This is a genomic window from Streptomyces sp. NBC_00102 (assembly GCF_026343115.1).
GTDB lineage: Bacteria > Actinomycetota > Actinomycetes > Streptomycetales > Streptomycetaceae > Streptomyces.
Genome location: NZ_JAPEMC010000003.1, coordinates 1 through 12,679, shown reverse-complemented (window position 1 = coordinate 12,679; position 12,679 = coordinate 1). Strand labels below are relative to the sequence as shown.

Here is a 12,679-nt window from a genome sequence, read left to right as displayed (position 1 = left end):
CCCGTCGCGGAGCGCGCCGGGCAGAGGCGGTCAGGCCGTCCGGCCACCTGCCGCAGGTGCTGCCATGGGTGCTGACCTGGACGAACCCCCCTCAACCCCCACGCCTGGTGCTGGCGTGGCAGCACATGACGCATCAGACGCCCCGTCATCCGCGCGCGCACAACGTCGTCCTGTGCTACTGCTTCTGGCGGGCGCCGGAACGGAACCACACCGCCCGCACTAACGTTCGGCCATGGCATACGAGGAGACGCCGGAGACCCAGCCCACCGATCTCGACTGGGAACATGGCACCGGACTGATCGGGGTCCACGACCCGGCCATCGTCGACGCAGCCTTCGAACGCGGTGAACGCCACGTCGGCATCGCCGTCATCGGGCTCGCCCTGCACCACCCCGACCCCCGCACCATCCTGCCCCGCGTCGCCCAAGCGCTCCGCGCCACCGACCCCACACGGCAGCACCAAGGCACAGTGGCGCTCGCACACGTCGCGCGACTGCACCGCACCACCGACCAGGAATGCCTCGCCCTGCTGCGCACCCAGCCACGTGGCAACGAGGCCGACGACGATCTCTGGGACTTCGTCCCACGCCGGAACCTGCCCTGGTGGCTCTGGCGCCATCAACTCCCAGGACAGATCCAGTGGTACCTATTCAACCGCTGGCGCCACTGACACACCGCAAAACCGGCAATCAAAATCGGAAATTTGAGAACTCAGAACAAGCGAATTAGCGGTACGCCCGGAGTTGTGAAGTACCGCTGAGGTGCCATCAGACTGAAGCCGTTACTGTGCCAGCGCCGGTTTTCGTATCTGGGCGCGCTGATCTGCTGTGCCCGGAATTCTCTGGTGGCGACTGGTGACATCTGCGTGGTGGCGTTACGTGACCTGGCTACTGGACAGACTGGCGGTACTTCCTAAGAAGGGCCGGCCGTGCGAGCGGCGAGATGCTCGGTGCAACCAGGACCAATAGACGTTCCAGCGCAGGGCTGACCATGTCCATGCGAGACATGACCAGGACGGTCAAGAGAAGCGAAGCCGATCCGCCAGGACTGCGCTGAGCCGCCGCTCCGCAGAACGACGACGCGGTGGGCCCGAGCCTGGCCAGCCCGCGGACGACCAAGCAGGCGAAGCGCGGTGAAGTCCTTCGGCTCATGAGGCTCCGCGCCGCATGGTACGCCGGGGGATTGTCCGAGTGTCAATCCCCTCGAACTGTGGAGCCCTTCCTATGCAGCCAGCCCCTCGGTGAGGTCGGCCCAGTATTCGCGTTCGTAGTCGATCGGACTCTTGAAATCGCACACGCTGTGTAGCCGACGAGGGTTGTAGAAGTCGGTGATCCAGGTGGCGATCCTGATCCGGGCCTCGGCCCGGGTGGCGAAGGTGCGCCGGTGGACGTATTCGACCTTGAGGACGCTGTTGAACGCCTCGCTCACCGCGTTGTCGAAGCACGATCCCACGCGCCCCATGGACCGGAAGACGCCCAGCCTGCGGCAGGCACGGCCGAACTTCCGGGACGTGTATTCCGAGCCGCGGTCGCTGTGGAAGATCACTCCGCGCACGTCACCGCCCCGGGTGGTCCCGGCCATGTTCAGCGCGGCCACCACCAGGTCCGCGTCATGGTGGGCACCCGTCGCGTATCCGAGCAGGCGCCTTGAGAACAGGTCGATGACCGTCGCGAGGTAGATCTTGCCCTCACCGGTGACGATCTCCGTCATATCGCCGACCCAGACGAGGTCGGGCTCCTCAGCCGTGAAATCGCGCTTCACGTGATCCGGGGCAGCGGGCCGCTTTCCCTGTCTGGTCAAGCCCTTGCGGTGTTTCACCACGCGGGCGACCAGGCCGAGTTCGGCCATCAGTTTGGCGACGGTGTTCACGGAGACGTGCCAGCCCTTGCGGACCAGCAGAATGAAGATCTTCGGTGATCCGTAGGTGCCACCGGACTCCTTGAAGATCTCTCTGATCTCCTTGGTCAGCTGCTGTCGTCGCAGCTCACGCCCGGTGGGCTTACGGTTCCGCCACTTGTAGAACCACGACTCGCTCACGCCCAGCGCGCGGCAGGAGACGGTATGCGGAATGTTGTGCCCGGTCCTCTGGTCGCTGATCACCCCGGCCACGACGGCCGGGTCCGCGGCAGCTACTTCACCCACAGGACCATGCAGCGTTTGAGGACATCACGCTCCATACCGAGCTCCTTGTTGTCCTTTTTCAACTGTGCGACCTCCCGCCGCAACCGGGCGAGCTCCTCGGCCTCACTCTCACCCCGGCCGTTGCCGGCACGCTTGGCCCGCGAGACCCAGCTCGCCAGCGTCGTCTCGTTGATCCCCAAGTCCTGCGCGACCTCAGGGACCGCCTTCCCGGTCTCCGTCACGATCCGTACAGCCCCCTCACGAAACTCAGCCGTGAACACCCGACGCTTCTCCGCCATGACTCTCAACTTCCCCTGCAGTCACGGACTCCACGCTATGAGGGGAGACTCAGAGTACGGCTTTCCGACGGTGCCTCCCTGTCGTGAAGGCGCACGCCGCCAAAACGCGGTCGGACGTGAGCCTTTGACGCTCCTTGGCGCACTCGATATCGTGCATGTCGGATCAGATATCTGAGTAGACTTGACAAGGGAGGTGAGGTGCGATGCTGCTGACGACAGGGCAAGCGGCCGCCGAGCTTGGCATGGCCATCACCACCTTCCGTCGCCTCGTGCACGCTCGCCTGATTCCCGGACTGACCAACAGGGGGGTGCGGGTGATGGTCCCCCTGGAAGCCGTCCAGGCTCTGAGCACACGGCGTACCGCTCCCTTGGATGCCCTCACAGCATCGGAGATCGCCGTACTGCGCGTGGAAGCAGACCGGCAGACACGTGAGGCGGACGCCAAGAACCCCGAGCGGACCGGGTACTCAGCCACTTTGCAGACCGAGGAGATACAGAGGGCAATGCGGGGCTGGTGGCGTTGCGACGCTCCCAGCGTTGCGGCGGGCGGTGTCCTGCCCGTCACCGTCTCCGGATTCGTGGTCGCCGTTCTGACCGGTCTGGATCGGTGGGAGAGCAACGGACGGGGCCGTCACGCCTTCCCCGGCGCTGTCCTGGCCGGATACGTCACCGATCTCGTGCGCCCTGCCATCCACCTCACCGCATCCGTGGCCGCGGACCGCCAAACCGCCGAACTGCTCCTCGGATCCCGCCTGCCCTCTCATTCCGGCGGCCCGATCGCCTACGTATCAACCCGCAACGCCGACTTCGAGGGACCGTGATGGACGCCAAGGCCTACAACGCCGCCCTTGCCGACCTGCGCAAGGACCGCGACGAAATCAAGCACGCGAAGGCGGCCCTGGCCAAGCTCGAGGCGGCACGGGACAAGAAGATCCGTGCACTGGCCGCCCATGACAAAGCGAACGCGGAGCGGATCGCTCCTGCGGCCGGCCTGAGCCTTGCCGACATCGTCCACATCGCCCCAGCCCTCACCCCCAAGAGCCTCGCCGCCGGAGCTCCCGCACCCGACGCACAGGCACCGCAGCCCGACCAACCTGCCGGCACCGCGCCTCTCGCCTCCAGGAGCGCTGCACCGGCGCCTGGCAATCAGCCTGCCCCTCTCGTAGCAGCAGAGCAGCCCGGCCCGCCCGAGACGCACGTGCCTGCCCAGGCCGTGATCGCCCCCACCGCTCATCCCGGCCCTGCTGCACCCGGACCCGCCGCTGCAGCAGCGCCCGTCCCCGAGGCCGCCCCGGCGCGCGAGCTGCCGTCGATCCCTGAAGGCCCCGAGGGTGGCCGGTGGTTCACCCACACCCCGAACCTAGTTTCCACTCACCCGAACTTCACCCAGCAGGCCCGCTCGACCGTCTTCCTCGACACCATCACCGGGGTCCTGGTCCACCGTGACCAGACCCTGCGCCTGACCCTGCCCGACGTGGCGGCCGCCACGATCCTCCAAGCCGTCTTCCACGCCGCCCCGGAAGGCACCGAGCGGATCTTCATCACCGCCGGAGACCCCTGGCACCACCAGGCCGACCAGCACCCCTTCCTCAAGGACGCCGTCGCCGCCTGGCTGAACGCCCCCGTCACCGGGTGGCGGACCGACACCGGACGCGGCAAAGACAAGATGGCCGGGCACTTCGTCCACCCCCGCAACCCCGTCGGCCGCTACCAGAGCGACAACGGCCAGCACCACGTCGAGATCCGCTCGGTGGGGGAGTGGTTCGACCCCGAAGGCGCCGACCCCGCGATCGTCCGCGACGCGTTCGTCCTTCTCTGGAAGGCTCTGCGCACCCACTGGAGCGACGCCGTCTTGATGGGCTCCCCGTCCCAGACCGGCCGCGACCTGTGGACCCGCACCATCCCCGCCCGTGGCCAGCACGCCGACGGCTACCCGGTCCTGTCCGAGGAACTCCGCGGACTGCTCCACGCCACCGCCGGCCAGGGCCGTACCGAACTCATCACCCCGCCCCAGGTACCGGACAAGCTGCCCGCCCTCGCCGAGTACGACCGCACCTTCGCCTACGCCAAGCACACCTGGAAATCACCCGTCGGCACCCCCAAGCGGATCACCGCCGCCACCTTCGCCTCCTGGAGCGAGAAGGACCAGATCAAGGCCCTCTACGGCTGCGGCCACTGGCACGTCCGCGTCACCGTCCCCGACACCTGGAACCACGTCGGCATCCTCCCCGCCCCCGCTCCCGGCGACCGTGCCTGGCACTATCCTGCCAAGCCCTGCACCACCTTCACCACCTGGGCCGGCGGACCCGAGATCCACACCGCGCTCGCCAACCCGATCCAGCCCTGGCACATCGAGATCCTCGACGGCCTGCTGTGGGACGACGGCAAACCGCTCGATGACTGGTCGAAAAAGCTCAAGGAAGCCTGGTCCGCCCTCGCCGCCGAGGCCGGCCTCCACGGCGACCCCGCACAGCGCCAGGCCGCCCGCCTCGCCTCCCGCGCCGTCCGCTCTCTTCTCCTCTACGGCATCGGCTCCTTCGCCCAGCGCCCCCGCATGGTCACCGGCACCACCCCCCGCACCCACGAGCGCGACGTCCCCGCCGACGCCGAGATCGTCGGCTTCACCGACGAACAGATCACCTGGCAGCGGCCCACCGGCTTTACCCGCGACCCCAACGCCCACCCCGAATGGGCCGCCACGATCTGGTCCGGCGCCCGCGCTGCCCTGCTCTCCCAGCGCCACCGCGACGACAACACCTACGCCGGAGCCCTCCACACCCCGCCCGGCAGCGTCGTCGCCTTCCGCACCGACGCCGTCTACCTCACCCAACCCCAGGCCTGGCCCTACCACGGCCAACCCGGCGACTACCTCCACAAGGGCCACCTCACCGGCCCCCTGACCGCACCTACCACCGAGGATGAACTCCTCACCCTTCGCGACGCCGGCCGAGCCGCCCTCCAGAAGACGGCAGCCGCCACACCCAGGGAGGCCTGATGCCCCCGCGCACCCGCCGCCCCGCCACCGATCCGGAACTGAACGAGGCTGCCCAACTCGCCGACCAGTTCCAGGCCGCCGGCTTCACCAAGCGCGACATCGCCCGCATCATCGGACGGGACCCCTCCCTGGTCTCCCAGTTCTACACACGCCACAAAGGAGCCGCCTTCGTCCCCGCCCTCACCCACGCCTTGGCCGCCGTCCAGACTGCTGGCATCACCGACACTTCTGAACTCGCCGCCCTCGCAGCCCCTCACATCACCCGTCGCACCACCAGCTCCGGCGCCCGCGCCCGGGTTCGGACCAAAGCCGTCCTCATCACCCCCGCCGGAACCGGTACCGGCCGGGCCGGTGCCCAAGCCATCGCCTCCGGCGCCACGCGCCTACGCCCCCTGATCGCCGAAGCTGCCCGCCAACACCTCCGCCTCGCCTTCACCGTCCGCATGCCCAAGACCGGCTACACCCTTGCTTCGGGCAGCCGAACCGACTCCCCCGGCATCCGCCGCGACGTTGTCCAACGGGCCGACCACACAGAGGAGCGCTCCTACGGATCCGCTGTCACGGGAGGCTTTGATGCCGCCGACTTCGCCCGCCGCGTCGATGCAGCAGGCGGCGACGTCACTGGCGCCGTCCATAGCTGGCTCCTCGAAAACGGCCGCATTCACGAAGACGCCCACATCACGCACCTCGAAGTTCGAACCTGGCGCCCTCGCTGACTGCTCACCCCTAGAAGAGTGGGCCGGATGTCTCCGAGTGGTCATTCGCGATCAGGCAACGTATGACGTCAGGCGGGCGGGCTGCGTGCACGAGGGGATGCGGCTCGGCGGGTCAGAGCCAGTGGTCTCCCAGGTGGCCCACCGGATGCTTGCACAGTCCTTTCTTGCTTGCTGCGGGACATTCGTCCAGCCCGAGCCCGCGGGGTGATGCAGAGGCAGCGGGCAGCGCTCGCATGAGGGTCCGAGAGTCAGTCCATGGCCGGCCGCCTGCCACCAGAGCCAGTGCGTGGTGACGGGCAACTGCCCTTCAAGAACGAGGACATCCACGAGAGCGACGTGCCGGCAGGGGTGATACGCGGCCAGGTCGCATCTGAAGTACCCCTCACCGTCCAGAATCCCTTCAGCGCCCTGCGCGGCGAGCCGGTCAAGTTCGCCGGTGCTCAAAGTCAGTGATGCCGTGCACGTCATGGTCCGCAGAATGACACCCGGTACTGCGCGCGGCGAACGGCTGAACTGCTTCTGCAGGGTGCACTGCTGCGCAGGGATACACCGGCACCATATGTGTCCGGTGTGCGGGCGATGTCGGGCAGTGTCATGTCAAAGCACTGTCGACTCAGGCGAGTTCGCTTCGAGTAGGCGCCCTGCGCGCCAGGTGGGGGCGGGCACTTCGTGCGTCGTGCCAGCCCTGCCGTCTGAGCGCCACGACCATCCCCACATGCACGCAGCTTCCTCGCATGCACCCGCATGGCATCTACGTCGCCCTCGCCGATCTTCCACGACGGGCCAGGGAAAGACCGGCCGCTGCCTAGCGGCCGGAGTGGTGAGGGTAGTGGTGACCAGGGACGTTCTGCTTGGATCTCGGCCACCTTGACTGTCGGCTTTAGCCAAACGCGGCGCGTTGTCAGTGCTCCCCCTTACCGTTTGGAGGGTGGCTGAAGGACATGCGAACTTAGACACTGGATTCGCCCAGCGCATCAAAGCGTTGGCGTGCACTGCGCCCCTACACGACCTGGACGCCCGTAAGCCATCTGTTCAGTCGGCTGACTTGACTGCCTACCAGATGAGCGAGCTTGCGCTGCACGCGATCGATCTGGTGACTCTCGCGATGGATTTCGACGCCGGCGCTTCTCCGGAGCGGACCGTTGAAGATCTGTCCCGCTACGCCGCTGATCAGGCGCCGGACCGCTCTGCAACTGAGCACGAGCACGCCGCTGGGTGGGTGCTTGAGAACCTCCTCAACGTGGGATCGGCTGATCGAGGCTTCCGCGCGGTCTACGGGATGACGGGTACCGACGGGCGGTACGAGCGGCGTGATTTCGACTTCCGCCTTCTCGAGGAGGTTCCGGGAGCCGACGGCGGGATCTACCTGCGTGCTTCGAATGAAGCGGTCAACGTTCTTGTCGGTGCGCTGGAGGTTGACATCGAGTCGGCGCAGATCGCCGCGGATGTACGGCTGGAGACGCTGATTCGGCGTGGTCGGCTCTCAGACGCGCAAGCTGCTGCTCAGGCCGCGCGGTACCGGACGATCCAGTACGGCGAGATGCTGCGTCAGCGGCTCGAAGCCACGAGCCGCGACGTGCGTACGGTGGACTGGCTGACCGCCATGCCGACGTTCATCGCGGAGGCGCTTGAGCACATCGAGGCCCGCTGCCGGGCGGAGAACGCTATCTTGGTGAACATCACAGAGGCGCGTGACACCGCCGATACCCCTGTGCGCAAGCAGCAGGCTGCTGCGCTTGTGGGGATCGTTCGCGATTGCCTGCGACGTCACGAGCAGCTCCAGGCAGCACTTCAGAACGCCGGTCGGCGCTTTCGGGCTGAGCAGGACCGGCAGACGTTCGCACCGCAGCCCATGCGGGCGGACCTCGACCTCCACGCTCAGCTCCTGCAGCCGGCGCTCGCGTTGCCGGTGTGCGACGCCGACGGGGTGCTCGCCGCTTACTTCACGCGGGTCGTCGGACTGGCCGTGCGCCCGGCGTTGCGTTTGGCTGACCTCTTTACCCTGCTGGTGACTCCTCCGGCGGTCCGCGAGGTGCTGGGCAGCGAGATCGAGGAGCCGGAGTTGTCGGAGGCGGCAGAGGTACCTCGCTTCCCGGAGGAGTGCTACGAGCACCTGGAGTGGCTGCTGGACCTCGACGTGGAGGCACCGCGGCGTCTGTCCGGGCTGCTGGAGGAAGCTCGCGATCTGCATCCTGAGCTGCCGCTGCTCGTGGTGGTGCGGGTGCTCGCCCTCGCAGCGCAAGAGATCGGCCCGGCCGTCCGGCACGGCGCGTCTTCGGTGCTTCTCGCTGTGGACGACGGTGCCGTGCTGAGTGATCCTGAGTTTGCTGGCGCCGATCTCATCGTTGCCCGAGCCGGATTGACCACTCCCGCCGATGGCGACGGCGCAGGGCCTGAAGGGGCAGTTATGGGAGCCCTCTCCCGAGATCTGATGCCTGCAGGGCGGGAAAGGGGGGCTGCATGAGCGCCGCCGACACCGCCGCCGAAGCCTCCCGCCTCGTCGGTTTCGGCCTACGGCCCAAACTCGTCCCCTCCCGCGACGACGAATACAGGCGGCTGGTGCGGCGCTTTCGGAGCGACGACGAGTTCGCCACCGTCACTGCCGCCGTTGCCCGAGGACTGGACCTGGTCATCCTCGAGGTCACCGAGCGGACGGGCGTGGTCGTCGCTTCCACTGAGGAAAGCGTCTTCGCCATCCGGATGACCGACTATGCGCGTCGGACCGGCGGCGATGGGAAAGCACACGAGCGGGTGCTGCACGCACTGGCCCACCTGGGCGCCGCCACCCTCGCATTCCCACGCCCGGCAGACCTCGCCGACGAAACCTACCTCGGCCGGATCACCGCACAGGGAGTCGAAGCTTTCGTGCGCCAGGCCTCCACCGCTCTGGCCGAAACCGCCACGGCCGAAGGAGCGGACACCGACCCATCCAGCGACCGACCGGGCCTGGAGGCGGTGTGGAGGGTCTATACGCGCCGCGCCCAAACCGGGGCGACCGGCGATGGACGCAAACTCCATACCTCGACGACCGGCATCGTCAGCAAGGCCCTTGCCTTCCTCGCCGACCAAGGCCTGCTGGTACGCACCGGCGACGCGCGAGGCGGCACCTACCGAACGACGCCGCGCTACCGGGCACAAGTCCGGGAAGCCGGCGCGATCATGTTCGACGAGCTCCTGGCGCTCGGCATCACAGAGATCACTGATGGGACAGGCACGCTGACCGCCGTCGAATGGTCGCCCGACGGCATCGCCAAGCTGTAGGGGATGACTGTGTACGAACTCAACCGCGTCCGCATGTTCGGCGTCGGCCCGCGCGGTGCCCGTTTCACCGACGTCACCTTGAATCTCGCCGATGTGGGTGAGCCCATCGGCGGGGGGACGCTGTTCGACGCGCCTCCGCGCCGCCCCAGCCCCTATAGCCTCCTCCTTCTGGAAAACGGCGGAGGCAAGAGCGTCCTGCTCAAACTGCTCTTCTCTGTCATCCTGCCTGGGAAACGCAACACCCTCGGCGGCGCGTCCGAAGTACTGGAAAAGTTCGTCGTGGGCGAGGACGCGGGACACGTCGTACTGGAGTGGATGCACGTCAAAACCGGCGAACGCATCGTCACCGGAAAGACCTACCAGTGGCGACGCAAGCGCACCAGCGACGGCCGCAAGCTGGGTGAGGCATGGTGGTCGCTGCGCCCCAACGCCGCCGTCGAAGTGTCCACGCTCCCTTTCACCGCCGACGGCCGCCGCCTACGACTGGGCCACTTCCAGGAGGCGCTGGAGGAGATCGACCGCAACCACCCAGCCACCCAGCTGGCCTGGATCGGATCCCATCAAGGGGAGTGGCTCGACCATCTGCGCAGCCTGCGCATCGAACCCGAGCTGTTCGCCATCCAGCGCCAGATGAACGCCGACGAAGGGGAAGCGGCCAGCGCATTCAAATTCAAGAGCAGCAAGGAATTCGTCGACTGGCTCCTCACGATCGTCATGGACCCCGCCGACGCCGTCAGCGTGGCGGACAACTTCGACAGCTACGCCACCACCGTCGGCGACCGATCCGCGATGTTGATGGAGCGCGACTTCGCCGAAGGCACCGTAGCGGCGCTGCACCCCGTCGGCGCAGCGCACACCACGGCGATGCAGACGCGAGCCACACTGCAGCGCACGGAGCAAGACATCCACGCATTCAGCGCCCAAGTCGCAGCGCGCCACAACGCTGAACAGACTGCCGCCAGACGGCTGACCGGCGAGCACGCTGCAGCAGTAACCCAAGCAAGCGCATCCGAAACCGACCGCGACCGAACGCGCGACGTCGTCAACGAAATCCGCCGTCAGATTTTTGCCCTAGAACTCGCCGCCGCGGAGGAACAGCAAGACGCAGCGCAGCTTGCACAAGCAGCGATCGAGCTCGAACTGGCTGGCTGGACGGCGTCCGAGATGGTCGAAGCCCGTGACCAATCGGTTGCTCACGCACGCGCGCTCGAGCGCCAGATCGCCGACGCCGAGGAGACCGCGCGACCCGCTCTGGCCGCACGCGACGCGGCCGCGGCCCAGCTGCTGGCGAAACTCCACAACGCGGCAGCCCATGACCATGGGCAGGCACGAAAGCTCAATCAGGAAGCTGAGGAGTGCAAGCTGACCGCCAAGAAGGCGGACGAGCAGCGCACTGCCGCGCTGCGGGACGAGGAGAAGGCCCGCAGCGCACAGCAGTCAGCCCTGGCCGAAGTCAGCGAGACAGCCCGCGCAGTAGCCCAGGCCATCTCCGACGGTCTCATGCCGGCTGGCTCAGACGTGCCCGCCGCGGCCCAGGAAGCCCACGCGAAAGCAGCCCTCCTCGAAGACACGCTCGCTGCTACAGAACGCAAGGCCGCAGAGGTCGCACGGAAGCTCAAGGACGCTCAAATCCGCGCCAGCGAAGCCGCCGGGGCGCTGCTGGACAAAGAGCGCGAACAGCAGCCGATAGCACAACAGTTGCAGGATCTGACCGCCCGCGCTTCGCGACTGGCCGCCTATGAAGTCCTCGCCGCCGCCCTAGCAGTAGACCGTATCGACACGGCGACCCTCGACGCATCGGCGGAAGCACTCGCTGGCCAGCTCGCCGAAGACATCGGCACACGTGAAGAACGGCTGGACGGCCTACGCGCTGTACAGAACGGCGACCACCGTGTTCTCACCGCGCTAGGCGACGGCGGCCTGCTGCCGGCCAGACCTGAGGTCGAGGTCGCCGTCGAGGTTCTGCGGGACTCAGGCGTCGCCGCCCACACAGGCTGGCGCTACCTGGCACAAAATGCCTCCGCCAGCGAACGCATCACCCTCATCGCGACACATCCAGAACTCGCCGACGGAATCGTGCTCGTCGACGCAACGCAGCTTCCCCAGGCCCGCACCGCCATCGCAGCGGCAAACCTGCTGCCCGCAGCCGCGATTGCCGTCGGCACCGGTGTGCAGCTGCTCACCGCAACTGATCTGACCTCAGCCCGCTTCGTGCTCGAGACCAACCCGGCCATGTTCGACGAGGAAGCCGCCGAAGCGCGCCGGGCGGAGCTGCGCGAGGACATGAAACGCCGCGGCCAGGAGATCGCGACACTCGCCACGGCGTTGCACCGCAGCCGCGAAGTCGCCGCCGAACTCGGTGCCTGGCGCAAAGCCTGCCCATCCGGCCGTCTTACCGAGCTGACGGAGCAACTCCTGGCCGCAGACGCCGCCGTCGCCACAGCGAAAGAGCAGGCGCAGGCAGCAACCGCAGACGTGGAAACCTGGGCAGAGCGCGACGCCGTCTACCCCGCTCAACTCGCCCAGCTGCGCACACAGGAGCGGGCCGCCGCAGACACAGCAGGCGCTCTCGAACGGCTCACGGCCAAGGTGGAGCGTGCTGCCGAAGCACAGCGGCGAGCCGGCGAGGCTGAGCAGGCCATGGAAACGGCTCGCCGTATCGTGGGAGAGGCAGCCGAGACCCGGGAACAGAAGCTGACACAGGTCGAAGAGGCCGTGCGGGCGGCAGAGAACGCCCGAGACCGCGCCGAGCGCCACCTCGTCGCGGCATCCGAGGTCGTCACCGCCAGTGGCGCCATCGCTCCAACCGTCCCGAGCCAAAGTCTGCTGGCCCTCCAACAGGCCTACGAAGCCGCAGCCGACGTCTACCGCAGCCTCGAAGTCGGCTAAGACCTCCGAGCAGAGGCAGACCGGGCCATGACCGAAGCCGCCCGACGCCGCACCGACCTTGAACGAATCCCACCCGAGGCGACCGCTGAAGCCGAACGACTGCTCACCACACCCGCCGGCGCCGACCGCGCCAGCCGGCAGGCCGAAATCGCACGGGCGAACCGAGACAAGCAGCGGCTGACTACGACCATCAGCACTGCGAACGAACGCGTCGGACAACTCCGCAGCGACCTGCGCACCGCTAGCCCCGCCGACCGCGACCGCAACGTGTGGATCGTTCTCCCCGAGACACGCCGCCCTGCCTCCGTCGAGCAGGGACGCCAGCTTTTGGAAACAGCCCAGGCCGAGCAGCGTGCTGCCCAAGACGCCCTCGAAATCGCCACGCGGAACGTTGCAGG

At 67.5% G+C, this 12,679-nt stretch carries 11 protein-coding genes; 9 read left to right on the top strand and 2 right to left on the bottom strand.

Going from position 1 to position 12,679, the window contains the following annotated elements:
- Positions 1–232 precede the first annotated feature (232 nt).
- Positions 233–670 carry a hypothetical protein gene (locus OHA55_RS30645; RefSeq protein ID WP_266712613.1) on the top strand — a complete coding sequence of 146 codons (438 nt, stop codon included), beginning with the start codon at positions 233–235 and terminating at the stop codon, positions 668–670.
- Positions 671–1,221: 551 nt separating this feature from the next.
- Here OHA55_RS30645 and OHA55_RS30640 read toward each other — a convergent pair.
- Both OHA55_RS30640 and OHA55_RS30635 read right to left on the bottom strand, forming a co-directional pair.
- Complete coding sequence (locus OHA55_RS30640) at positions 1,222–2,142, bottom strand: IS3 family transposase (protein WP_266712611.1); 921 nt, start codon at positions 2,140–2,142, stop codon at positions 1,222–1,224.
- Complete coding sequence (locus tag OHA55_RS30635; protein ID WP_266712609.1) at positions 2,130–2,420, bottom strand: transposase; 291 nt, start codon at positions 2,418–2,420, stop codon at positions 2,130–2,132. The genes OHA55_RS30640 and OHA55_RS30635 overlap by 13 nt, the downstream gene beginning before the upstream one ends.
- 203 nt (positions 2,421–2,623) lie before the next feature.
- Here OHA55_RS30635 and OHA55_RS30630 point away from each other — a divergent pair, with 203 nt between their 5' ends.
- From OHA55_RS30630 to OHA55_RS30595, 8 genes are all read left to right on the top strand, one after another.
- Positions 2,624–3,241, top strand: coding sequence for a helix-turn-helix domain-containing protein (locus OHA55_RS30630; protein ID WP_266712607.1), 618 nt, complete (start codon positions 2,624–2,626; stop codon positions 3,239–3,241).
- Positions 3,241–5,415, top strand: a complete 2,175-nt coding sequence (locus tag OHA55_RS30625; protein WP_266712605.1) for a hypothetical protein — start codon at positions 3,241–3,243, stop codon at positions 5,413–5,415. The genes OHA55_RS30630 and OHA55_RS30625 overlap by 1 nt, the downstream gene beginning before the upstream one ends.
- Positions 5,415–6,131: a helix-turn-helix domain containing protein gene (locus OHA55_RS30620; protein WP_266712603.1), complete on the top strand. Its 717-nt coding sequence runs from the start codon at positions 5,415–5,417 to the stop codon at positions 6,129–6,131. The genes OHA55_RS30625 and OHA55_RS30620 overlap by 1 nt, the downstream gene beginning before the upstream one ends.
- A 255-nt stretch (positions 6,132–6,386) precedes the next feature.
- Positions 6,387–6,584: a hypothetical protein gene (locus OHA55_RS30615; RefSeq protein ID WP_266712601.1), complete on the top strand. Its 198-nt coding sequence runs from the start codon at positions 6,387–6,389 to the stop codon at positions 6,582–6,584.
- Positions 6,585–7,176: 592 nt separating this feature from the next.
- A complete protein-coding gene (locus OHA55_RS30610) occupies positions 7,177–8,595 on the top strand; it encodes a hypothetical protein (RefSeq protein ID WP_266712599.1) in 1,419 nt (472 codons plus the stop codon).
- The gene (locus OHA55_RS30605) at positions 8,592–9,392 is read left to right on the top strand and encodes a hypothetical protein (protein WP_266712597.1); all 801 of its coding nucleotides are present in this window, start codon (positions 8,592–8,594) and stop codon (positions 9,390–9,392) included. The genes OHA55_RS30610 and OHA55_RS30605 overlap by 4 nt, the downstream gene beginning before the upstream one ends.
- Positions 9,393–9,395: 3 nt before the next feature.
- Complete coding sequence (locus OHA55_RS30600; RefSeq protein ID WP_266712595.1) at positions 9,396–12,281, top strand: hypothetical protein; 2,886 nt, start codon at positions 9,396–9,398, stop codon at positions 12,279–12,281.
- A gap of 27 nt (positions 12,282–12,308) precedes the next feature.
- Positions 12,309–12,679: hypothetical protein (locus OHA55_RS30595; RefSeq protein ID WP_266712593.1), on the top strand; the 371-nt coding region annotated here is incomplete at its 3' end.